Below are 23577 nucleotides of genomic sequence, written 5' to 3'. Positions count from 1 at the left end.
CCATCTTATTTTTGATCGGTATTTCATCCCTTTTATTATACGAAAGTGTTAGTTCGCCTGTCACTAAGCGCAATGTATCCCTTTTTGTTTAATGGTCAATTTTCCTCCATTTCTTTGGAGGAGGTTATCAAAAACTTTGCGGGGTGATTCAAGTGATTTGCGGTTTGAAGTTAGCCATTTAGCAGTATGCTAAGAACATAATAAATGGAAGAATTTATCCATTCAACATTATAAGGAGTGAAAGAAATGAGAAAATGGGCAATAGCGGGAATGCTTTATGTAACGATTGTCATTGTAGGTTTTCAGGCTTATGACAAATGGTTTGCAGATGAAAAGTCAACAGCTGCAGAGGCGGGAATGCAGGATATGGGTAATACGAAAAACAAAAAGAATAAGGATAACAAGGAAAGCATGGATACCATGGGGGATATGGGGAGTTCAGATCATGGCAGCGAGGCAGCGGAAACGGGCGCTCATGGGGAGGAAGGAAGCCATGGCCATGATGGGGGTTCTTCACATAGTGATGGCAGCGAAGTAAATACCTTTGTTTACAATGATAAAGACAATATTAAAATTTATTTAAAAGATAAGGCAGGAAATCCGATTGATGATTTAGAAGTCAATCATGAAAAGATTCTTCATTTGATCATTGTCGACGAACAGCTTCAGAAGTATTACCATTTACATCCTGAGCGAACAGGTAAAGGTGAGTTCACGATTGGAAATATACTTCCTGAAGGGTATTATAAGGCATTTATCGACATTAAGCCTAAATCTCATGCTTATGCAGTAGAACCAGTTCCATTTGTGGTTGGTTCACCAGTTGTAAATACGGATGCACATGGTCATTCATTAGTTCCAGATACTGATTTCACCAAGGTTGTCGATAGGGAAAAGGTTACAATGACCGTCAGTTCTTTTAAAGCAGGGGAGAACGTTAAACTTTCCTTCGATCTTGACAGAACCAATTTGACTCCATATTTAGGAGCAATGGGCCATGTGGTGATACTTGATGAGTACGGCAAGAAATTTCTCCATGTGCACCCGTCCAATGATACGGAACCGATTTTTGAAACTACATTTAGTAAGCCTGGCATCTATAAAATCTGGGCTGAATTCCAACAGAATGGTAAAGTGAGAGCATTTCCGTTTGTGATTGAAGTGACGGAATAATAAATAGAATGTGAACCATGTGGAGGGGGAGGGCAGGCTGGACTCTCCCTTTCGTTAAAGCTGTGAAGAAAAAAACAAAAAATCTAGAAAGTGCACGAAAAGTGTGCCAAACACGCAAGAATTTTGCGGTTTGAATATAGAAGTTTCAGTTAAACTAAGAATAAGAGGAGAAATTAGGTGGTGCTTTTATGGATAACAACCAGCAATTTTTTCAAACTATCCTCAATCATACAAGCGACGTACTCATGATTGTGGATCGAAATCGTCACATTATATATATTACCCCAAATGTTTATGAGTCTCTGGGTTATAGACCTGAAGAGCTGCACAATCGAGACGGATTTGACCTTCTTCATCCTGAGGATAAGGAAAATATGCTGCAAAGGCACCATAACCTGCTAACCTCTAAACAAAGTAATACCTCCGAATATCGAATGATTAGGAAGAATGGGGAAGTGCGTTATGGTGAGTGTAAAACCACGCCGCTTCCAGATACAGAGAATTATCTTCAAGTGGTTTCGATTAGAGATATTACGGAACGAAAGCGGATGGAACTAGAGCTCGAGTACCACAAGAACCGCCATGAAGTTTTACAAAATAGCCTGAAGAATTTTTCGAATGATCTTTCTTTCGTGATGAAACATGCGGACCTGGAAGAGAGACTAATCAAGGAACTTATAACCATTTTACCAAACTCGAATCCTACCATAATGAAAATTTTTCCAAAAAATATACATTTATCATTAGGAAAAATGGAGACGGTCTCCGACAAGGTACTGATTAAAATAGGCGAGCGGCTGCAGAGCCCATACATCATGTCCATCAATGCAAGTACCATTCGGGAAAAGATGGAATCCATTTGGCTGGAAACGCTGGCCTATTATTCGATGATGGTTTTTGAAAATTTAAATATGATAGAGAATCTGATCCAGCAGCTAGAAACCGCCACCCGTAGTAAGGAAACGCCGCAATGGGTGCTGCGGTTGATGTTTAATCTGCAGGAACAGCAGCGATTGACGTTATCGAGTGATTTGCATGATACAGTTTTGCAGGACCAAATTGATTTATACCGTAGACTGGAATCCCTTTTAAACCGCTATGAAATAGACAAGGAAGTCAAAACCAAGCTTGTTGGGATTGAACAGGGCTTGTTGGATATCATTCATGATATTCGGGTGACTTGCAATAACTTACGCCCTCCGCTGCTAAGAGAATTAGGGCTAAAAAGATCATTGGAAAATTTGTTCGAGCATATCCAGGTTTGCTCCACCTATAAAATTACTTTTACGTCAGAAGATCTCTCCATGCTTCCGTTAAGCGAGGAGCAGACGATCGGGATTTACCGGATTGTGCAGGAACTCCTTAATCATGCAGAGGAACACTCTCGGGCGAATGAAATAAAATTTGATCTCTACCATGAGGATCATCAATTGAAGCTGGTTTACAGTGATGACGGAATCGGGGAGAGTTCTTCCTCGAATCATTTGAGATTAACAAATGTAGAGCAAAGAGCGCAAAGTCTTGGAGGGAAGATGGAGATCAGTTTGGAGCCGGGATGTGGGTTATTTGCTGCTTTACAGCTTCCCATTAACTTAGAAAGGAGTTTAGTATAATGGTAAATATTTTAATTGTAGATGACCATTTATCCATTATTGAAGGTACCAAAATGCTGTTAGAACAAGAACCGGATTTCAACATTACGGTTGAAAACAGTTCATTGAATGCGATGAATTTAATCAAGCTGCACCATTATGATGTATTGTTGTTCGATTTATACATGCCACACCTAAATGGGCTTGAGTTAGCAAAGCAAGCTTTGGCCTATAATCCGGATTTGACTGTATTGATTTATACAGGCTTCGATATCAAGCCTCATTTTAATTTGCTGGTTGAAGCAGGTGTTTCTGGTTTTCTTTCAAAAACTTCATCGCGGGATGAGTTAGTTGCGGGAATTAGGAGTGCCTTAAGGCAACAGGTAGTTCTGCCGCTTTCATTGGTCAGAGAATTAAGAAGGCCAGGGATCATATCGGATCAGTCCACTGCTAATGAAAAAGTGGTTTTAACCAGCAATGAAGAACAAATCCTGACAGAACTAGCTAAAGGGAAAAGCACAAGGGAAATCGCCTCCAATCTAGCGATGAGCCAGCGGTCATTAGAATATAACTTGACGGCTCTTTACCAAAAGTTTGGCGTCCGAACAAGAGTCGATACCATTGCCAAGGCCAAGAAGCTTGGGTTGATTCCTGAGGAAGAATTGAAATAATAACATTCTCATTTGGCGTACCTGTATTTGAAAAAATAAATAAAAAAGTAGTGGATTTCACAATTAAAATCGCACTGATTTTAGCGTGTAATGGGGGTTCCTTTGGGAGCCTCTTTTTTGTGTATGAACGTAGTAAAAACAGAAAATACAAAAAGGTAAACAAAAAAGACATAAAATATTTTTTATGCGAATATTTAACATTGAATAGACAAAGGAACTATTAAAGGGGGGGGAAACAGGATTGAAAAATTTTTTAAGAGCAATACCATTGTCATTACAACATTTGTTTGCGATGTTTGGTGCAACAGTTTTGGTGCCAGCGCTCACAGGTCTTGATCCAGGAAGTGCCCTTATTGCCAGTGGTGTAGGAACCTTGATCTTCCATCTTATTACAGGTGGAAAAGTTCCTACGTATCTAGGTTCGTCCTTTGCGTTTATTGCTCCACTTGCGTTATATGTGGGGAAGCTGCACTCGCCAGGTCAAGCGGTGGCAGGTCTAATCAGCGTATCAGTTGTTTATGCACTCGTATCACTTATCATTGCCACAGTTGGCTTTGATAAAGTGCGAAAAGCAATTCCTCCAGTCGTCGTCGGTCCGGTTGTCAGCATTATCGGGCTTTCCTTGGCGACAACAGCCGTCACCAATATGGCCGCGACACATTGGGACGCTGCCATTGTGAGCCTTCTTGCCGCCATTATCGCGACTCTTGCTGGCACGAAGGTGATCCGCCTCTTACCAATTATCATCGGTCTTATCGTCGGTTATGTTTATTCCGCTGCCCGCGGCTATGTTGATTTTCAAAACATTGCAGATGCCCCTATTTTTGCGCTCCCTAATTTCGTGATGCCTGAATTCACATGGGTTGTCATCCTTGGTATGGCACCGATTGCTCTTGTTACAATTATTGAAGACTTAGGCCATATGTTTGTATTAAACGAGATTACTGGAAAAGAAGTCACAAAAGATCCTGGATTCGGCCGTATTCTATTGGGGAACGGTCTTGCCACCCTTATCTCCGGATTCGTCGGCGGACCGGCGCAAACCACTTATGCTGAAAACCTCGGGGTTCTGGCCATCACACGCCAGTTTTCCAGCAGGATCATTCAAGGTTCTGCTGTTATTGCGATTCTCCTTGGCCTGTTCGGTAAAGTTGGAGCTCTAATCCAATCAATTCCAGTGGCAGTGATGGGCGGTATATGTATCCTGTTGTTTGGTATGATCGCCGCAATGGGGATTCGTCACCTCATTGAGGAAAAAGTAAGCCTGGCAAATATGAAAAATTTGGTCATCGTGGCAATCATCTTCATTATCGGAGTAGGATATGCACATAACGGTATCGCCTACGCAACCATCGCCGGCTTGCTCATCCATTGGCTCGTACCCGATTTTACAACTAAGAACGAAAGTTAAAAAGATGCATGGGGACGGTTCTTGGGCATCAGTTTACTTGTTCCTAAATCCTAAAGTGGTAAGCCTTCTGTGAACCAAAATGAAACAAGAGAACCGTCCCCATGAACCATTTAAAGCAGCGGCTGAACTGCTGCTTTTTTAATTCTACCTGTAAAAATTAATCGCGCATTGCTCCTGCCTCTCGGGAAGTCATTGCACCTTGTCCTGCATTTACATCTTTTTGAATTTCTTGTTTTACTTTTTGGGCATCAGTTCCGGCAAATTGGGGTTGCATCATGGAACCCGCATTACCTTTAGCTTGTTGATTCTGTTGCTGCATATAAATCCTCCTCTATTATTATTTAATAGTCGTATTATTTACATAAAGGACTCGTTAAATCCGTATTAATATGAAGGTATAAAGAATATGTGTATGGTAAATATCATATAATCGTTGAGAAAAAGACCTTTTTGATCGGGATTATTTCATTTATGGGCTAAAGGTGCTACAGGTGGAGAGTTGATCTAGAAGGAAGCTAATTCTGAATAGACCCTCTAACTCTAAAGGGAGGAATAAAAATGGCTAATTTTACATGGAAGGGAAATCCAGTAACCCAAATTGGACACGACTTAAAGGTCGGGGATAAAGCTCCTGAGTTTAAGGTACTGGCAAATGATTTATCACCTGTTACACTCACTGATTCACACGGGAAGGTTCGTCTAATATCTGTTATACCTTCTATTGATACTCCTGTTTGTGATGCGCAAACACGTCGTTTTAACGAAGAAGCTTCCAAATTAGATAATGTTCAGATGCTTACTATTAGCGCTGATTTACCATTTGCACTGAAAAGTTGGTGTGCAGCAAATGGTATTGAAAACATACAAACATTATCAGATCATCGTGATCTTTTATTCGGTGAAGCATATGGTGTTGCTATCCAAGAACTACGTTTATTAGCACGTGCTATTTTTGTTGTTGATAAAAATGACCAAGTCACATATGTTGAGTATGTTAATGAATCAACAGACCACCCAAACTATGAAGCGGCGTTAAAATCGGCTAAAGAAGTATTATAATTAAATGGTAGCTAAAGTTAGAGGAGGGAACCCTGCGGCTAAGCCGTTCTTTTTCGAGGTACCCGCAACTATAAAAGACAGTAGAAAAGCAAAGCATTTCGCGTAGAAATTCGCTTTGCTTTTTTTTTTGATATGTCAAGGTTTTTAGTGAAATTGGTTGGTTAAATCGCAAATAAAATCAAAATATTGTTTGACATGTTGACAATTTTTATTGTCACGTAGCCATTTCAGATACGTTGTCGTATGCTAATAAGTCTGGAATGATAAGATTCATTTTCATTTTTTGTTGAAGTCCACTCTTTTTGTTGCTTCGGATAATGAATCAATAAATAGAAGGAAAAATTTCGCTTAATTAGTGAATATCAATAAAAATAGCTTCAATAGACGGAGATATTCCGCCTATTAAATCGAAAAACGTGAAAACAGGGGATTTTGCTTTGCTTAATCGGAAAACCTCCCCCTATTTACCCCTAAACAAGTTCCATTCTGCATTTAACCGAAAAATCTCCGCGTATTTTACTTCTGCTGGTTACTTAATTGGGGATAAGACCTCTTATTTAAATGGGATTTTTTAATGAAGTTGCATTACGGTGAACCGTTAATTAAATTAAGATTCCTTTTTAATATCTCCCTATAAAATTTGATTTCAATCTTGAAAATGCATTGCTTTTATACTTGCGTTTTCCCTTGCAGGTATTCCAAAAGAGAACGGCTTACGCTACGGCGACCCCTTTTTTTGTTGTGTTAACGGGGAATTTTAGAGATATAAGCTCCCTGAACTATCAAGGCCAGTAAGGGATTAATGATTGTGTTCTGTAATATAGATTTGGTAGACTTTTCTATTTTTGCAGGGTGAGAAAAATCGGAGACTCATTGGAGGCTAAAATACGAATAAGAAATGGCCCAGTATCAGTGAACTGGGCCATTTCTTTTTGCGATGGAAAACGCGGCCCGTATTCTTTAGCAGTTACTCTGCGGTCTAATACAAAAAGAATGCGGTGGTCTTCAAAAAGAGTGCGGTTAGGGAAGAGGCTGAACTGAGTAATATGTGAATATAGAAAACAACAAACAGTGGGATTGACTAAATCCCATTAAGGAGGACAATAACAATGACATTGAATCTATTATTCTTTACCGTTAGTATAAAAAAACGATTAGTCTCACCGGAAGAAGCCCTTCACCACGAAATGGTTGAAAAACTGTATGAAGAACATAAAGATCGGTTAATCTCTAATCATTATTTGATGCATTAAAAAACTGCCAGGGGGTAATCCTGGCAGTTTTTTTGGCCTCGTTATGGTAATACGACAGTAGCAGCGGCTTATCCGACAGTAAGGGCAGGCAATTCGCCAGTAATATTGGCTCACGCGAGAGTAATGGACCGGTATCCGAGAGTAACGGTGCTTTATCCGAGATTAACTGCGCTTTATCCGAGAGTAAAGGTGCTATCCGAGAGTACCCGCACTTTATCCGAGAGTAATGGACCGCCATCCGGGAGAAACCCAACCTTATCCAAGAGCAACTCATCACAATCACTGATAAACTTGCGGGCTGCCGCAAAATCCTGCGGCGGCACCTTAAAAAGACTGCGGTGACCTCCAAAAAGAGTGCGGTTTGGCAACATTCTTTCATTACTACAATGAAGATATAGAAAACTAAACGCCAATAAATGGAGGGTGAAAAAATATGATTTCAGTTTCAAATGTTTCGAAAATGTATACTTTGGAGTCGGGTGATTTCTTTGCACTAAAGGATACCACTATGCAAGTCCGTAAAGGGGAATTTGTGGCCATCATGGGACCCAGTGGTTCTGGGAAAAGCACATTGCTGCAGTTACTAGGAGGACTCGATCAGCCTACCACTGGAAATATCATTGTAGATGGAATTGACTTAACCAAATTGAATGAAAAGGAACGAACATTATTTCGTCGTACAAAGGTGGGCTTTGTTTTTCAAAATTATCAGCTCCTGCCAATGATGACGGTCGGAGAAAATATTGCCCTTTCCCTTACTGCTAATAACACTCCAAAAAATGAAATCAAAACGATTGTGCAAAAATTGCTGTCCGAAGTTAATCTGCAAGGTAAAGAGTCCGTTTTCCCTTCGCAGCTAAGCGGCGGCCAACAGCAGAGAGTAGCAATAGCGCGGGCGTTAGCGATGAAGCCAAGTTTAATCCTAGCAGATGAACCTACCGGCAACCTCGATCAAAAGAATGGAGAAGATATTTTAAAGCTTTTATCAAGGCTTAACAAAGAGGAAAAGATTACGGTGGTCATGGTGACTCATGATCAACAGGCAGCGCAAGTGGCAGATCGAATCATTGTTGTAAGAGATGGAATGATCGTAGAGGAAGGAGGATACCGAAATGAAAAAGTGGCAAATCGCATGGCGTAATTTAATGCGGCGGAAGATGCGGACTTTTCTCACGATGTTATCAATCGTGATAGGGGTCGCCTCCACATTTGGTGTCATAGCAGCTGTAAATACCGCAGAAAAAGCCTTTCCTATTTACCTAAAGGAGGCTATAGCAAAAGCAGATTTTAATATTGCTGGAACTGAAGCCTATTTTTCTGAGGATGTTCATAAGCAAATGTCTTCGGGAAAGGATTATGAATCCGTTGCGATGTTAAAGCAGAATACCAAGTTGATTACCAAAGAAAAAGGGATCTCTTCCATCCAGAAACGAGTCGTGCTCACCGGCTATAGCCAGCTTGATACCACAGTTACTGGTTTCAAAGTAATCGAAGGTGATTTAAAAGGCAAAGGGGCCGTTATTACGGATCGAACGGCAAAGGTTTGGGGATCTAAGATTGGCGATACGGTATCCTTTGATACAGACAAAGGTGTCAAAACGATTAAGATCACAGCAATTGTTAGATACACAAAAGACTTAATGGGCCCTTCCAGTTGGAATATGGCTAAATATCACCACTGGGCAGTCGCAGTTCCACTCCCAACTGTTCAAGATTGGTTTGATTTAAACGGAAAAATCCAAGCAATCCAGGTGAAAGCATTAAGCCCTAATAAGCTTGATGCCGTAGAGAATAAATTGGATGACTTTGTGAAAAGCAATCCAGGTATTTATATGCAGCCAATGATTATTAACTTTGATACAGCCTTTAAAGATTTGAATACTTTCTTCTTAGCCCTATATATTGCTGGTTTTCTCGGAATCGCACTGAGTGCCTTCATCATTTTTAATTCGCTCTACGTGAGTATAAAAGAAAGAAAAAGTGAATTTGCCGTGATGAAAACGATTGGATATACACCTGGACAATTACAGGGAATGGTTTTAACAGAGGTATTACTGGTTGCCATCATCGGAACTGTGTTTGGGCTTACGGTCGGATATGGCCTTGCCCATGGATTGAAACTGCTCATCTTCATGGTGTATGGCGTACAAAGCACCAGTTCCATTGAATTAGCAACTGGTTTGATCGTATCAATTCTAGCCGGACTCCTCGTTCCGATTATTGCCTCCTGGTACCCGATTCAAAAGGTTGGTAAGACGAGTGTGATTGAAGTATTAAAAGAAAACAAAGCAAAGCCAAGCGGTCATTCTAAATGGTTAGGAATCGTCGGTGTCCTGCTTATTCTATCAAGCTTTTTCATCAAGCATTTGATTTTAGTCCTGCCGCTTATGATTGGCATCACCCTAGTGTTTCCTTATCTCTTTAGACTGTTTAGTTTTCTTCTGAAAGCGTTCTATCGTCTTGCATTCAAATTTTCCGGAGACGTCGCGATCCGTAATTTAAATCGAAATATTGGCCGTACTTCCATGACTTCCGTGATTCTCTCGCTAGGGATTGCCATGATTGTGTTAATGAGTTCTCTAAATTCTGCCCTTCTACAGTCGTATGAGAAAATGATTAACCAATCTTACGGCGGAAATCTCGACATCATGTTTCACCATATTGAGAAAGAGGATCTCGACATTATTAAAAATACAGACGGCGTCAAAGATGCAGCAACGTATTCGATGCAGGGAATTGTCTGGAATTTGGACGGCGAGAAGCGGATGCTCCCTGTATACGGAGTGGGGGCAGACTGGATTGACCGGTTCCCGTTATTTACCGTATCAAATGGTTCACACAGTGCATTAATTAAGAGTTTAAAAAACGATGAAATTATCCTTGACCAAACCTCCTTTGCAACTTGGGGAGGAAAAATTGGAGATAGCATTACATTAGATACCATTCATGGTGAAAAGACCTTTAAAGTGGCCGCTATGGTTAATACAATGAAAAATAGTGGTTACGGGGCGTTTATGAGCGACAAGAACTTCAAGGAAAACTTCGGTGTTAAATATGAAAGAAATGCGTTAGTCATCAAGGAAGCACAAATCAGCCCACTGCAATTGCGAGAAAATATTTACTCTAAATTCGGTGGAAGAATTGAGGAAATGTGGGGTCCGGAGGATTGGGTTTCCATGATTGGCGGTACCATTACAGCTTCATTCAGTATGGTGAACGCATTAGTTATCCTGGGTATTATCGTCTCCGGTATCGGGATTGCGAATACCTTGCTGATCAATATTATGGAACGGGTCCGGGAAATAGCGATGATGCGGGCAGTTGGTGTTACTCACCGTCAGGTTATCGGGATGATTTTATTAGAGGGATTTGGAATAGGGCTTGCTGCAACCGTCATCGGGAACTTGTTTGGCATACTGTTAATCTATTTGACTTCCACGTTTATACAAGTAAACTCCTTAACCTTTGAATTCGGCGTCTCTTGGTTAATTATCGCAATAATAGCTTTGTTTGGGATTATTGTCAGCATTATTTCAAGCATCGCTCCAGCATCCAGAGCGGCAAAAATCAAGTTAAGTGAGGCGCTTCGCTATGAGTAGAATCATTTTAGTGCTGTTCTTACCTTTGTTATTGCTCTCTGCATGTGGGGGATCGAATGAATCGTGGGAGAATGAGAAGGTTGCGGAAGTCGGTACCCGAATTACCGCTGATGATGTTAAGGAGAACTGGAAGATTGAAAGTGCACCGGGTGACGAGCAACGGATACAACTAAAGATTTTGAAGAATGACGGGCAACCAATTAATGATTTTGCGATTACTCACGAAAAATTGTTGCACTTAATTATCGTCAGCAAGGATTTAGCCTATTTCAATCATATCCACCCAGAGTACAAAGGGAACGGATTGTTCGAGATTACAAATAATTTCCCGGCAGGCGGCAAGTATAAGCTAATTGCAGACTTTGAGCCATCTGACGGCGATTCAATGACCAAAATGGCGTGGGTTGACGTTGAGGGAAGTGAAAAGGCTTCTGTTTCTGTGGTGGTTGACGACGACCTTGTGAAAAGTGTGGATGGCAATCGAGTTGTCTTAACGATGGATTCTGCTGAGGCAAACAAGGAGCTTACTCTTAAGTTTACAATAACGGATGAAAAAACCAATCAACCGATTACGGACCTTGAGCCATACTTAGGTGCAATAGGTCATGTGGTAGTTTTATCCGAGGACGGTGAACGTTACTTGCACGTTCATGCAGTTGAAGGGCAGGGAAGTGGTCCGGAGGCTCTTTTTGAAACAGAGTTTCCCAAAAGCGGAGTTTACAAGATTTGGCTACAGTTTCAGAGAGATAACCAAGTCTTTACAGTTCCTTTTGTGATAAAGGTTGATTAAGAGTGAAATAGGATGGAGAGGCAGATCGAACTAGATTTGCCTCTTTTTATTTATAGGCTCATTTGTTAGGTAATATTGTTGATTTTTTTATAATCTACTATTGAAAAAACGGTTTAAACTCCCAATACATACAAGAACATTTAGGTTTGGGAGTTATGAACGGTTCATAACTCCCCAATGGCTCGGCAGCTCTATGGTTCGGTAGATAAGAGCGGTTCATGACTCCCCAATGGCTTGGCAGCTTTATAGTTCGGTAGATAAGAGCGGTTCATAACTCCCCAATGGCTCGGCAGCTCTATGGTTCGGTAGATAAGAGCGGTTCATGACTCCCCAATGGCTTGGCAGCTTTATAGTTCGGTAGATAAGAGCGGTTCATAACTCCCCAATGGCTCAGCAGCTTTATAGTTCGGTAGATAAGAGCGGTTCATAACTCCCCAATGGCTCGGCAGCTTTATAGTTCGGTAGATAAGAGCGGTTCATAACTCCCCAATGGCTTAGCAACGCCATGGTTCGGTAGATAAGAGCGGTTCATAACTCCCCAATGGCTTAGCAGCGCCATGGTTCGGTAGATAAGAGCGGTTCATAACTCCCCAATGGCTTAGCAACGCCATGGTTCGGTAGATAAGAGCGGTTCATAACTCCCCAATGGCTCGGCAGCGCCATGGTTCGGTAGATAAGAGCGGTTCATAACTCCCTAATTGCTGGGCAGCGCCATGGATGGGTAGATAAGAAGCGTTCATAACTCCCCAATTGCTGGGCAGCGCCATGGTTCGGTAGATAAGAAGCGTCCATAACTCCCCAATGGCTTGACTGCGCCATGGTTGGGTAGATAAGAAGCGTTCATAACTCCCTAATTGCTTGACAGAGAAATAGTTCGGTAGATAAGAGACTCCCCAATTGGTCGGCAAGGTCATGGTTCGGTAGATAAGAGCGTTTTATAGTTCACTAAATCAATTGATTACGTTAATATTCAGTAATTTACAATCCTATTAAGCCAACAATAGGAGCCTAATAATAATAATGTTTGGTTATAGGCATTTCTATTAAAAATCGGCGATAGCGGGTTTTTTTTGCATAAAAAGCATCCGCAATAATTTGCGGCAGCACTCAAAAAACCTGCGGTAAAGGTCCATAAAGTATGCGGTGGGGGTTCAGAAAGTATGCGGTTAGGAAGCTATTAAAACAACGTAGAATGAAATCATCCAATACATTAGAAGATTTTTAGTCGGAATGGCGCTGGATCAATTTTGAAAGGAGTTTGATAAAATGAAAGATTTCAAGTCATTTTTACCATATGTGAAACCGGTAAGGGGTTTATACTTGCTTGGATTTGTCGGGAGCGTCTTTCGTTTCCTGGTACCGCTGTTTGTTCCATTAATTTTAAAATATATTTTTGATTCTCTGCTGCAAAATGAGCAATTGTCCCGCACGGAAATGCTTGAACAGCTAATGATGATTGGGCTTGGTATGCTGGCCATATTCCTTTTCATCCGAACACCGATGGAATACGTAAGGCAATTTTGTATCCACAAGGCCAACAACAATATTATGAAACACCTTCGCAAAGATGCCTTTAAGAAAGTTCATTCTCTTGATGCGAAATATTTTGTAGATAACAAAAGCGGAGAAATCGCTACACGTTTTTTCGATGATATCGAGAAGGTGAAGGGTTTCTTGACTGCCTTCTTTGGGAACATCTGGATTGAAATGATTGTTCTCGTGTTCGTTGTGGGGGTAATGTTGACCCTTAACGTAAAATTAACGATCCTGTCTGTTTTCCTAGTTGGCTTACAATTTATTCTTGCTCATATCTTGTCAAAAAGATTAAAAAAGTCAACCCGCAGCATGATGCAATATCGATCGGTAATGAGCGGGTTTATTTTTGAAAAAATCCAAGGTGCCTTCCTCTCAAAGTTGTTTGCTTCGGAAAAAAGAGACAAAGAGGAACTCGATCAACACTTAACTCAATTTGACAAATTAACAGATCGGCACGCCAAAATTAATGCGATCATGTTAGCATTCGTCAATGTTTTAAGTGATATGACACCATTTATCGTCGCGATCATTGCCAGTTTGTTTGTGATTGATGGCAGTTTATCGATGGGAAGCCTGATTGCTTTCTTTGCCTATGTCGATAAAATGAGAAGTCCTGTTGCCGCTCTAGTTAACGCCTATCCAGCAATTACCGAAGGAAGTGTTGCATTAAAAAGGATTTTTGATTTCTTTGGTACCCCTAAGGCAATTAACGAAAAAGCAAACCCAGTTGAGTTAAAGGAATTTAACGATTGCATCGAGCTTAATAACCTGACATTCTCCTATGATGGAGCGAGGAACATAATAGATAATGTTTCTTTGACCCTTGAGAAAGGTAAAACTTATGCGTTTGTTGGTGAAAGCGGCGGCGGTAAGAGCACCATTCTGCAGCTTTTGCTGAGAATGTATGATGTAACAAAAGGTGAGGTGTTAATTGATGGGGTCAATATCAAAGAATACGCGATTGAAAACCTTAGAGAGCATATGGGAATTGTCACGCAGGATAACTTTTTATTCAGTACTTCGATTAAGGACAATATTAAAATGGCAAAGCTTGATGCGACAGATGAAGAAATAATCGCTGCTGCCAAAAAGGCTTTTGCACATGATTTTATCTCAGCAATGCCAAATGGTTATGATACAGAAATTGGGGAGAGAGGCGTTAAACTATCTGGCGGCCAAAAACAGCGGGTAGCCCTTGCCAGGATATTCTTAAAGAATCCTTCGTTGATTTTCTTGGATGAGGCCACCAGCGCTCTGGATAATGAAAGTGAAAAACTTGTTCAAGAGTCGATTAATCAATTTGATCAAGATAAGACCATCATAATGGTCGCCCACAGACTATCAACGATTTTGAATGCTGATATGATATTTGTTTTGAAAAACGGCAGGATTGTAGAAAGCGGAAATCATAAGACCCTGCTAAAAAGAAACGGTTATTACAAAGAACTATATTCAAAGCAAAATTCGACTGCCGAAGAAGAAATGAAATTGGGAGCTGGCTGATAAAATATTGGGTGGGTCAGATCCTCAAGTGAAATGTAATATTTACGTTCCGAGGGACTGACCCTAATGTTAGTTTTAAAGTCAAGAAGTCATTTTTTCTAGTTTGAATTAAAAATTCATCTTCGATTGTCCGCCATCAACATTGATACTGGCCCCGACAATCCAGGATGCTTTTTCAGAAGCAAGGAATACCGCAACATTGGCGATTTCTTCTGGGGTACCGAAGCGGCCTGCGGGAATTTCCTTATTCACAAACTCTTTGATTCCCTCCGGGTCTTCGTTCATGCGTCTGATCCAATTGCCAGTCTCGTGCAAAATACTTCCGGGAGCAATACTGTTCACCCGGATTCCATATGGGATGACTTCGTCGGCCAAAGACTTCGTAAAGCTGATGAGCGCAGCTTTTGCATTATTATAAGTAACCTTTCCGCCGCTTTCCCTACCATAGACAGAGGTAATATTAATGATTGATCCAGACCGCTGATTTTTCATATGAATGGCAGCCAGTTTACTCATATGTACTGCGGAAAAATAGTTCAGTTCCATTGCCTGATGAAAAAGCTCCATATCGGTTTCTATTGCTTTACCGCCATTACTGCCGCCGGCATTATTAATCAGGATATCAATCGTTCCATTTTCCTCAATAAACGTGTGAATCAATTTGTCCCGTTCCTCTGGATTAGTAAGGTCAGCCTGATAAATTAATACGTTGCCGCCAAGTTCCGCTTTTGCCTCTTCTAAATAACCTAGACCTCTGGCGGTAATCGTAACATTTGCTCCTTCATCAACAAATGCCTTGGCAATTGCTTTCCCGATTCCTTTTGAACCGCCAGTAATAAGTACGTTTTTGCCTTGTAATTGCAAGTCCATTTTTTAAAGCTCCTTTTTTGCTTCTTTAATGTGTCTCTAAGTAATTAGTATAATGGAAACCATTCATAAAAACGAAAGAGCCGTTAGGCATGCTCTCTCGCAACATTATTTTTTTATGTATTTTTTTATTGATTTAAATTAATATAGCTTGATTTTGATTTTCAAAGTATTGAATGATGATATCCTTCAAATCATGGATAATAGGCTGAAAGTATCGATCTTTATGGAATGCTACATAAAGGGTTCTCAAAGGAGTGGGGTTTATTATATTTGTGATATTAAAATCACGATGATTTGCGAATTCTAAAAAAGATTCTGGCACTATAGCAACACCAAGATTGGAAAGAACCATACTTCTAACGGTTTCTAATCTTCTACATTCACATAGTACACGTGGTTCAATGCCGGCATCCTGAAATGATTTTATGATAATATCACGCAATTGATAGCCTGGTTTATATTGAATAAAAGTTTCATTGGATAATTCGGAAAGATTTACTTGTTGAAGGTTCTTAAAAGAGTGATTGGCATGTGTTATTAGTAACATTTCCTCGTTGTAAATGGGTATAAATTTGAGTTTGTCGGAATGGAAAAACTTGGAGGTAATACCAAGATGGATTTCATAGTTTAATAAGGATTTCTCTATGTTTTCTGCCCCTGCTTCCAAAACATTTAAATTGAGATTTGGGTAGTGATCCTTTAGTTCCGTGATGACATGCGGTAACCAATAGGTAGCAGACGGAAATATACCGATTTTAATTTCCCCAGATTCTACTTCTTTTACTTCTTCCAATTCTTTGTAAACATTTTCAACCTGTAACAGAATTTGACATGCATGTTTGTAAAGAACTCTTCCTGCTTCTGTTAAGCTAATTTCCCTAGAATTTCGTTCTAAAAGTTTGCAGCCTACCATTTGTTCAAGAGTTTTAATTTGTGCACTTAGTGATGGTTGTGCAATATGAAGTTCCTCAGCTGCTCTCGTAATATTCTTATTTCTTACAACGGACACAAAATATCTCATGTGACGAATTTCCATAAATTTTTACCCCCATTTTATTTGTATAGTCCAAAACTATGAGGTTATAGGAAACATGTATTGGAAACTATTTTCTATTATTTGTATATTTAGAATACAATAAAAATTCGAAATTTTCCATAAGAGTAAAGATTGGAAGTAGGATTTTAAAAAGGGAGGTAGAGTTTCTGCAGGGTCACATAGCGAATTGATAGATAAGGAGGCAATAAAATGAAAACAGATTTCGAAAAGTTTTTTAAACCAAAATCAATTGCAATTGTTGGCGCTTCACCAAATGAAAAAAGTATTGGCGGACGTACAATATCACATTTACTAAAATACAAATATAGCGGAGACATTTACCCAGTAAACCCAAAATACGACCAAATAAAGGGAATCCAGGCTTATCCGGATATAAAATCAATTCCAAACACAGTTGACCTAGCTATTATAATCGTTGCAGCTAAAGGTATTCCAAGAGTGATTGACCAATGTCTGGAAAAAAAGGTTCCGTTTGCCATTATATTTAGTTCGGGATTTGCAGAAGCGGGGACAGAAGGTGAATATCTTCAATCCTATTTAAAAAATATAACAAAAAACGGAGATATAAGAATCTTAGGACCTAATTGCCAAGGGATGTTTAACATCGTTGATGAAGTAGCAGCTACTTTCAGCGGAGCGTTGGAACTTCCCTCCATTATTCCGGGTCCCGTTGGTTTTGTATCACAAAGTGGTGCATTGGGATTTTCAACTTTTAACCAGTTGGAAGAGGAAGGTATTGGGTTTAACTACGTAGTCAGTACAGGAAATGAAGCCGATCTTGAAGTAACCGATTTCTTGATTGAATTTGCTACACATGACCAAACTGAGGTATTAGTATCGTATGTTGAGGGTTTTAAAAAGCCTGAACGATTATTTGATTTAGCAGAAATATGTTTAAGGGAGGAAAAGCCACTCCTAATATTTAAAGTTGGAAATTCGGAACTCGGTGCTAAAGCTGCATCGTCGCATACAGCAGCACTAGCAGGATCAAGTGATTTATATGACAGTTTATTTAAACAAATTGGGATAACAAAGGTTTCAGATATAGAAGAAGTTGCGGATTTGTGCAAAATTTTAACTAAGACCAAAAGGCCGCCTGGAAATCGGGTAGGTATTATAACAACTTCTGGTGGAGCCGGGGTAATATTAGCTGATCATTGTGCCATAAATAGTATTGATGTGCCGCCACTTGCAGAACCAACAAAGCAAATTTTACAACAATATTTACCGGATTTCGGCTCGGATCTTAACCCCGTCGACTTAACTGCTCAAGTAGCTGGTTCTGAAGAACTGTTTAATGAATCGGTAAATGCAGTTGCGAATGATCCAAACATTGATATATTAATTGTGGCTTTAACAATGGTAACAGGACCACGTGCAGGAGATATGGCAAAGTTTTTGATTAAAAAGTCAAAAGAAATGGATAAACCGCTTGTTGTTGTGTGGATGGCAGGGGATCAATTAGCGAAACCGGGATTTGAAGTACTTAAATCGGAAAAGCTAACATTTTTTAAAAGCCCAAAACGATGCATAGAGACTCTAAGAAAGTTTATTGATATTCATTCAAACTTCAAAAGACGAAAAGAAATCTACCAATTTATTTCTGAACGAAGGGAATGCCTGATTACGACGAAAAGCATCGAAAATAATCTGAATGAGTATGAGGCAAAACGATGGCTAAATCAACAGGGATTACCGGTTACAAAAGAGAAAATAGCTAGATTTCCTGAAGAAGCTGTGAAATATGCGACGGAAATAGGATTTCCAGTTGCCCTGAAAGTAGTATCAAATAAAATTCCTCATAAAACAGATGTAGGTGGGGTAGCATTAAATCTCTGTTCACCGGAAGAAGTTGAAAACGCTTACCTATCGATTAAAAATAATATTAAACAAAACACGGGATTAGAAATTGACAACATTATAGTCCAGGAAATGGTGCTTGATGGAATAGAAGTTTTTGTGGGTTGTCATGTTGATCCTCAGCTCGGTCCTTCCCTAACATTTGGCCTTGGTGGCATTTTCGTGGAAGTTCTTAAGGATACCAAAACTGTTTTACCTCCAATATCTCAAAATACAGCAAAAACATTAATACAAGAGTTAAACGGATCTAAAGTTTTAACTGGAGTACGCGGGCAACAATCAATTGATCTTGACTTATTAGCAGAATTTATTTCGAGGTTTTCACGAATTTGCGCCAGCTTAAAACAGGAGATTCAGATTGATTTAAATCCTGTTGTCATTACAAAGAGTGGAATTAAAATCGTTGATGCTTTGGTGATTGTTGAGGAAGAGGAGAAGAACTTTATAAGGAGTGTTTAAAATGGATTTTAGGTTACCAGACGAATTACAAATGCTGCAAAAAACAATAAGAAAGTTTGTTGAAAAGGAATGTCTACCATTAGAACAGCATTTATGCAATACCGATCCTGATTGGGTCGAACTCCCGGAAGATGAATACAGTCGAATTTCGAACAAATTAAAAGAAAACGGTTTATGGGCGCTGACAACTCCAGTTGAACTTGGGGGCGGAGGAGTAGGTCCTATGGGTATGGTCATTGCACAAGAGGAAAAAAGTAAAACCACTATTGGAACAGCACATCACAGTCCGTTTGGAGGAGAGCCGCCGGGAATTCTATATAAGGCAAAAGATGAGCAAATCGAAAAATATTTACTGCCCATGATTCGGGGAGAAAAAAGGTCGGCAATGGCAAACACCGAACCTGCGGCAGGATCAGATGCTGCAGCTATTCAAACAACAGCTGTCAAACAAGGGGATCATTGGGTTATTAATGGAACCAAGCTTTTTAGTACACTTGCGGATCGGGCGGACTTTTTGTTCGTCACGGCTGTTACAGACAAAGAAAAACGCGGACGAGGCGGAATTACAATGTTTCTCGTCGATGCTGATACTCCAGGTTTTAAAGTTAACCGAAAGGTACCTGTAATTAGGCCTCAATATTCGACAGAATTACTCTTTGACAATGTCGTCGTTCCTGATTCTCAGATTTTAGGTGAAGAGGGCCAGGGGTTCAACTTATTTAAGGAGTGGGCTGCATATGGGCGCATTCGTATGGCCGCCACTTGTTTAGGCATGGCTCAGAGGGCACTGGAAATGTCAATCCGACATGCCAAGCAAAGAGAAACCTTCGGAAAAACTCTTGCACAGCGTCAGGCTGTTCAATGGATGCTGGTAGATTCCGCAGTTGAAATAAAAACTGCTAGATTGCTAACCCATGAAACTGCCTGGAGGTTAGAGCAAGGAGAGGATGTCCTGGAAGAAGCGTCCATGTGTAAGTTATATGCGACAGAAATGGCCTTCAAAGTAGTTGACCGGGCGATTCAAATTCATGGAGGAATGGGATTAACGAAAGAGTTACCTTTAGAAAGATGGTTCCGGGATATACGTGTCATGAGAATTGTGGAAGGAGCTACCGAAATCCAAAAATTTATCATTGCTCGTAAAATGCTCAGATAGGGGGAAGGGAAATATGAAAAGAAAAATAAATATTATTTTATCTATTTTAATTGCAGCAGTGATTGTCCTATCTGGGTGTACAGAACAAAAGCAATCAGGAACAAAAGAGACATCCGAATCAAAAGGAACAAGCAATTCCTCAAAGGAAAAAGCTATAAATGTAGCCATGTCTGGTGAGGCAGAAAAGCTTGACCCACATTTCGCGTCACCTGTTAATGAAGTAACAATTGTACAAACCATCTTTAATGGCCTAGTCAAATTCCCTACCGGAACGGTAGACTTTGAAAAGATTGAAGGGGATCTTGCAGAAAAATGGGAGAGTAATAGTGATGCCACTCAATGGACGTTTCACCTAAAAAAAGGTGTGAAGTGGCAAAAAGGGTATGGCGAACTTACGTCTGAAGATGTGAAATGGTCATTTGAAAGGGTAATGGATGAAAAAACAGGTTCTCCATGGAGAGCTGATTATGATAACGTGGCAAATATTGAGGCACCTGAACAATATACAGTGGTTTTTAATCTTAAGCAGCCGGATGCATCTTTTCTATTAAAAGTCTTAAATTATCATGGAGGAATGATTGTAAACAAGAAAGCAATTGAAGATGCGGGGGATAAATTTATGACATCCCCAGTCGGCACGGGACCTTTTATCTTTGAGGAATACAGCCCTAAGGATAAAGTAGTGCTTATTAAGAATAAAGACTTTTTTAAAGGAGAACCCAAACTAGAGAAGGTCATCCTTAAGATTATGACAGACCCAACTGCCGTAGAGATTGCGATGGATAAGGGAGAAATACAGTTAGGCCTGGGAATAGGTGACCAGCTCTGGATTGATAAAAGAAAAGAAAATAAAGATTTAGTATTAGATTTCACTACTCCGGCGTTATTATGGGGAATACATTTAAACATGTCAAAGCCGCCGCTCGATGATATCCGGGTCCGAGAAGCAATCGCACATGCTATTGATATTAAAACATATGTAAATAAAGTCGTAGGAAAAGATGCTGCGAGCTTGCCAACTGGAAATGTATCAGCTGTTTATTTTGGCGCTGCCAAGGTGGGTGCATACGATTATGACCCAGAAAAATCGAAGGAATTGTTAAAAGAAGCAGGATATGAAAAAGGTCTTACACTACCAAAACAATATATAAGTACGTTGAATTCTTATTTGGATATTATGGTCTATGTCCAGGACCAGTTAAGAAAGGTTGGCATTGAAATGCCATTGGAAAAAGTAGAACATGCAACTTATCATGCAAATGCAAGGAAAGATTTAAATAATATTGCCTTGTATGGCTATGTAAGAGCGCCTCATGCTGACACAGTGCTTACCCAATTCTTCTATGGTCCTTCAACGGTCGGAACGCCAACGGGAGTGACAAATTACAGCCATTACAACAAAGTTGATAAATTAATTGAACAAGCACGTGTTGAATTAGATAAAACAAAAGCCAAACAAATCTATAAGGAAGCACAAGAACAAATCAAAAAGGACTTCATATATGTTCCTCTGGTAGAAACGAATACCGTTCTAGTTAGAAGGAAAGAAGTCGATTTGGGGTATAACCAAAACAAGATTAAAGGAACGATGATTTATAACTACTATATCGATGAAAATACTGATCTAAAAGATTAAGAGAGAGTGGTGTAAGGTACAAGAGTAACCTTATATTGTTACCTCTTGTACTTTATCCGCTTAAATGGGAGGGATAAAAATGCTTAAATATTCGATTAGAAGGATCTTGTTGACCATTCCCACAATCTTTATAACTATATCAGTCATCTTTTTTGTCCTTCGCATTCTTCCGAGTGATCCAGCCAGTGTGATTTTAGGCGACAATGCCACTCCTGAGGCCATTCAGGCACTAAGAGAGAAGCTAGGTTTAAATACGTCGGTTTGGGCTCAATATCTCCATTTTCTTCAAAGTATGATTCAGGCGAATTTTGGTAATTCAATCGCGACAGGAAGGTCCGTATCTGATCAAATTATTAGTTTATTACCATACACACTAGAACTTACACTGGCTAGTATTTTAATTGCTGTAATTATTGGTGTTCCTATTGGCATCTATTCTGCAATAAAACGGAATTCTATCTCTGATGCTTTAGTTAGACTGTTTGCCCTGATGGGAATCTCAATGCCTGCATTTTTTCTGGGAATACTTTTGCTTCTCGTCTTTTCATTAAAAATTCCTATATTTCCTTCAATGGGAGCGGGTGAAAATTTCGTAGGAAATTTATATCATCTAGCCCTACCGGCACTTTCCCTTGGTTTGATTGAAGCAGGAATCGTGATGAGGATTACCCGCTCAAGTATGTTGGATGAGGTCAATAGGGATTATGTCCGGACAGCAAAAGCAAAAGGAATTCCAAAGAAAATGGTCATTTCGAAGCACATTTTAAGAAATTCTCTTATTCCGGTCGTAACCGTAATCGGATTAAATATGACCACGTTAATTAGCGGTGCCGTTTTGACTGAGGCCATTTTTAGCCGGCCCGGTTTAGGAAGTTTGGCAGTGGGTGCTATTGAAACAAGGGACTATCCTACACTACAAGCATGTTTGGTGTTGTTTTGCATCTTGGTTATATTTGTTAATTTGATTGTTGACCTAAGCTATTCAATCTTAAACCCAAGAATTCGCCCGCAATAAAGGAGGAGTATTTTTGAGTGAACCCGTTATGAAAGAAACCCTATTCACTGACACAAGCGTGCCCGAAACTCTTCCAGAGGTAGAACAAAGCCGCAAAAACGTGTTCTGGTCAGTTTTTAAAAAGAGTAAATTGGGAATGTTTTCTTTAATCTTCTTGTTATTAACCATCACCATTTCCATATTGGCACCGATAATTTCCCCATACGATCCTATAAATCAAAATGCTGCTGAAAGAATGCTGCCTCCTTCAGGTGATCACTGGCTTGGCACAGATGCATTTGGTCGGGACATACTGAGCCGTATAATCTATGGTTCTCAGACATCATTGTTAGTTGGTTTTATATCAGTGCTAATCAGTAGTTTGATAGGGACTGCTCTTGGCATGGTAGCTGCTCTAAAAGGGGGTTTGCTGGATGATATTTTAATGAGGATATTGGAATCAATCCAAGCGATTCCCATGCTCTTGTTAGGGCTAATGCTGTTAGTGGCATTGGGGTCAAATACGACTACATTGATTATAGCGATAAGTTTAGGTTTAACGGTTAGCTGTGCAAGGGTTGCGCGTGGGCCAACGTTAGAACTTAAGGAAAAAGAATTTGTAAGAGCCTCCATATCTTACGGCGCTAGCACATTTCGAATTATTGTCGTTCATATACTCCCAAACATTCTTGGTCCGGTCCTGGTAATGGCAACGCTCCATATGGCATCGGCGATAAGAGTGGAAGCCAGCCTCAGTTTTCTGGGGTTAGGGATTCAGCCGCCACATCCAACATGGGGAAACATGATACAGGATGGCTTACGGTTCCTTACTAGTGCACCGTGGGTTGCCGTTTATCCCGGGGTGGCTCTTATGGTGGTAGTTATTGCGTTCAATATTTTCGGAGATACATTACGGGATGCTTTTGATCCACACATTATCAGGGAGCGAAAGTGAGGG

The 23577-nt window shown here is 40.1% G+C and carries 18 protein-coding genes; 15 read left to right on the top strand and 3 right to left on the bottom strand.

The window, feature by feature from the left end:
* Nucleotides 1-246: 246 nt before the first annotated feature.
* The 4 genes from QNN06_RS19400 (at nucleotide 247) to QNN06_RS19385 (ending at nucleotide 4847) form a co-directional block, all read left to right on the top strand.
* Entirely contained in the window at nucleotides 247-1173 is a 927-nt protein-coding gene (locus QNN06_RS19400) for a hypothetical protein (RefSeq protein ID WP_217036365.1), read from the top strand.
* A gap of 188 nt (nucleotides 1174-1361) precedes the next feature.
* On the top strand, nucleotides 1362-2786 hold the full coding sequence (locus tag QNN06_RS19395) for a PAS domain-containing sensor histidine kinase (protein ID WP_284035777.1): 1425 nt from the start codon (nucleotides 1362-1364) through the stop codon (nucleotides 2784-2786).
* The gene (locus QNN06_RS19390) at nucleotides 2786-3436 is read left to right on the top strand and encodes a response regulator transcription factor (RefSeq protein WP_213119199.1); all 651 of its coding nucleotides are present in this window, start codon (nucleotides 2786-2788) and stop codon (nucleotides 3434-3436) included. Before QNN06_RS19395 ends, QNN06_RS19390 begins: the two co-directional genes overlap by 1 nt.
* A 241-nt stretch (nucleotides 3437-3677) precedes the next feature.
* The gene (locus QNN06_RS19385) at nucleotides 3678-4847 is read left to right on the top strand and encodes a uracil-xanthine permease family protein (protein WP_284035776.1); all 1170 of its coding nucleotides are present in this window, start codon (nucleotides 3678-3680) and stop codon (nucleotides 4845-4847) included.
* A 157-nt stretch (nucleotides 4848-5004) separates the two neighbouring features.
* Here QNN06_RS19385 and QNN06_RS19380 read toward each other — a convergent pair whose 3' ends face one another.
* On the bottom strand, nucleotides 5005-5166 hold the full coding sequence (locus tag QNN06_RS19380) for a hypothetical protein (RefSeq protein ID WP_284035775.1): 162 nt from the start codon (nucleotides 5164-5166) through the stop codon (nucleotides 5005-5007).
* 239 nt (nucleotides 5167-5405) lie between these two features.
* Here QNN06_RS19380 and tpx point away from each other — a divergent pair, with 239 nt between their 5' ends.
* The 6 genes from tpx to QNN06_RS19350 all read left to right on the top strand — a co-directional run bounded on the left by tpx (nucleotide 5406) and on the right by QNN06_RS19350 (nucleotide 14587).
* Nucleotides 5406-5906 (top strand): thiol peroxidase, encoded by a 501-nt coding sequence (gene tpx / locus QNN06_RS19375; RefSeq protein WP_284035774.1) that lies wholly within the window; start codon nucleotides 5406-5408, stop codon nucleotides 5904-5906.
* 1109 nt (nucleotides 5907-7015) lie between these two features.
* Entirely contained in the window at nucleotides 7016-7159 is a 144-nt protein-coding gene (locus QNN06_RS19370) for a YrzI family small protein (protein WP_284035773.1), read from the top strand.
* Nucleotides 7160-7592: 433 nt separating this feature from the next.
* The gene (locus QNN06_RS19365; protein ID WP_213119205.1) at nucleotides 7593-8300 is read left to right on the top strand and encodes an ABC transporter ATP-binding protein; all 708 of its coding nucleotides are present in this window, start codon (nucleotides 7593-7595) and stop codon (nucleotides 8298-8300) included.
* Nucleotides 8272-10758: an FtsX-like permease family protein gene (locus QNN06_RS19360; protein ID WP_284035772.1), complete on the top strand. Its 2487-nt coding sequence runs from the start codon at nucleotides 8272-8274 to the stop codon at nucleotides 10756-10758. Before QNN06_RS19365 ends, QNN06_RS19360 begins: the two co-directional genes overlap by 29 nt.
* Nucleotides 10751-11548, top strand: coding sequence for a hypothetical protein (locus tag QNN06_RS19355; RefSeq protein ID WP_284035771.1), 798 nt, complete (start codon nucleotides 10751-10753; stop codon nucleotides 11546-11548). The genes QNN06_RS19360 and QNN06_RS19355 overlap by 8 nt, the downstream gene beginning before the upstream one ends.
* 1266 nt (nucleotides 11549-12814) lie before the next feature.
* The gene (locus tag QNN06_RS19350; protein WP_284035770.1) at nucleotides 12815-14587 is read left to right on the top strand and encodes an ABC transporter ATP-binding protein; all 1773 of its coding nucleotides are present in this window, start codon (nucleotides 12815-12817) and stop codon (nucleotides 14585-14587) included.
* A 108-nt stretch (nucleotides 14588-14695) separates the two neighbouring features.
* Here the strand turns inward: QNN06_RS19350 and QNN06_RS19345 are convergent, their stop codons facing one another.
* A complete protein-coding gene (locus QNN06_RS19345) occupies nucleotides 14696-15457 on the bottom strand; it encodes an SDR family NAD(P)-dependent oxidoreductase (RefSeq protein WP_213119209.1) in 762 nt (253 codons plus the stop codon).
* Between the two features lie 133 nt (nucleotides 15458-15590).
* Nucleotides 15591-16493, bottom strand: a complete 903-nt coding sequence (locus tag QNN06_RS19340; RefSeq protein WP_213119210.1) for a LysR family transcriptional regulator — start codon at nucleotides 16491-16493, stop codon at nucleotides 15591-15593.
* Between the two features lie 210 nt (nucleotides 16494-16703).
* Between QNN06_RS19340 and QNN06_RS19335 the strand changes: the two genes are divergently transcribed.
* The 5 genes from QNN06_RS19335 (at nucleotide 16704) to QNN06_RS19315 (ending at nucleotide 23574) form a co-directional block, all read left to right on the top strand.
* The gene (locus QNN06_RS19335) at nucleotides 16704-18833 is read left to right on the top strand and encodes an acetate--CoA ligase family protein (protein WP_284035769.1); all 2130 of its coding nucleotides are present in this window, start codon (nucleotides 16704-16706) and stop codon (nucleotides 18831-18833) included.
* A 1-nt stretch (nucleotide 18834) separates the two neighbouring features.
* Nucleotides 18835-19989 (top strand): acyl-CoA dehydrogenase family protein, encoded by a 1155-nt coding sequence (locus tag QNN06_RS19330; RefSeq protein WP_213119212.1) that lies wholly within the window; start codon nucleotides 18835-18837, stop codon nucleotides 19987-19989.
* A gap of 13 nt (nucleotides 19990-20002) precedes the next feature.
* Nucleotides 20003-21625, top strand: a complete 1623-nt coding sequence (locus QNN06_RS19325) for an ABC transporter substrate-binding protein (RefSeq protein WP_213119213.1) — start codon at nucleotides 20003-20005, stop codon at nucleotides 21623-21625.
* A 79-nt stretch (nucleotides 21626-21704) separates the two neighbouring features.
* Nucleotides 21705-22640 (top strand): ABC transporter permease, encoded by a 936-nt coding sequence (locus QNN06_RS19320; RefSeq protein WP_284035768.1) that lies wholly within the window; start codon nucleotides 21705-21707, stop codon nucleotides 22638-22640.
* Nucleotides 22641-22653: 13 nt separating this feature from the next.
* Complete coding sequence (locus QNN06_RS19315; protein ID WP_213119215.1) at nucleotides 22654-23574, top strand: ABC transporter permease; 921 nt, start codon at nucleotides 22654-22656, stop codon at nucleotides 23572-23574.
* Nucleotides 23575-23577: the final 3 nt, after the last annotated feature.

Origin of the sequence: Neobacillus sp. 114, from assembly GCF_030127045.1 — a bacterium.
Taxonomy (GTDB): domain Bacteria; phylum Bacillota; class Bacilli; order Bacillales; family Cytobacillaceae; genus Neobacillus; species Neobacillus rhizophilus.
Note: the sequence above shows the minus strand (reverse complement) of the source record. Positions and strands in the feature narration are given on the sequence as shown.

Coding starts and splice junctions, on each gene's coding strand:
- QNN06_RS19400 (WP_217036365.1), top strand. CDS start 247: ATGAGAAAATGGGCAATAGCGGGAATGCTTTATGTAACGATTGTCATT.
- QNN06_RS19395 (WP_284035777.1), top strand. CDS start 1,362: ATGGATAACAACCAGCAATTTTTTCAAACTATCCTCAATCATACAAGC.
- QNN06_RS19390 (WP_213119199.1), top strand. CDS start 2,786: ATGGTAAATATTTTAATTGTAGATGACCATTTATCCATTATTGAAGGT.
- QNN06_RS19380 (WP_284035775.1), bottom strand. CDS start 5,166: ATGCAGCAACAGAATCAACAAGCTAAAGGTAATGCGGGTTCCATGATG.
- tpx (WP_284035774.1), top strand. CDS start 5,406: ATGGCTAATTTTACATGGAAGGGAAATCCAGTAACCCAAATTGGACAC.
- QNN06_RS19370 (WP_284035773.1), top strand. CDS start 7,016: ATGACATTGAATCTATTATTCTTTACCGTTAGTATAAAAAAACGATTA.
- QNN06_RS19365 (WP_213119205.1), top strand. CDS start 7,593: ATGATTTCAGTTTCAAATGTTTCGAAAATGTATACTTTGGAGTCGGGT.
- QNN06_RS19360 (WP_284035772.1), top strand. CDS start 8,272: ATGAAAAAGTGGCAAATCGCATGGCGTAATTTAATGCGGCGGAAGATG.
- QNN06_RS19355 (WP_284035771.1), top strand. CDS start 10,751: ATGAGTAGAATCATTTTAGTGCTGTTCTTACCTTTGTTATTGCTCTCT.
- QNN06_RS19350 (WP_284035770.1), top strand. CDS start 12,815: ATGAAAGATTTCAAGTCATTTTTACCATATGTGAAACCGGTAAGGGGT.
- QNN06_RS19345 (WP_213119209.1), bottom strand. CDS start 15,457: ATGGACTTGCAATTACAAGGCAAAAACGTACTTATTACTGGCGGTTCA.
- QNN06_RS19340 (WP_213119210.1), bottom strand. CDS start 16,493: ATGGAAATTCGTCACATGAGATATTTTGTGTCCGTTGTAAGAAATAAG.
- QNN06_RS19335 (WP_284035769.1), top strand. CDS start 16,704: ATGAAAACAGATTTCGAAAAGTTTTTTAAACCAAAATCAATTGCAATT.
- QNN06_RS19330 (WP_213119212.1), top strand. CDS start 18,835: ATGGATTTTAGGTTACCAGACGAATTACAAATGCTGCAAAAAACAATA.
- QNN06_RS19325 (WP_213119213.1), top strand. CDS start 20,003: ATGAAAAGAAAAATAAATATTATTTTATCTATTTTAATTGCAGCAGTG.
- QNN06_RS19320 (WP_284035768.1), top strand. CDS start 21,705: ATGCTTAAATATTCGATTAGAAGGATCTTGTTGACCATTCCCACAATC.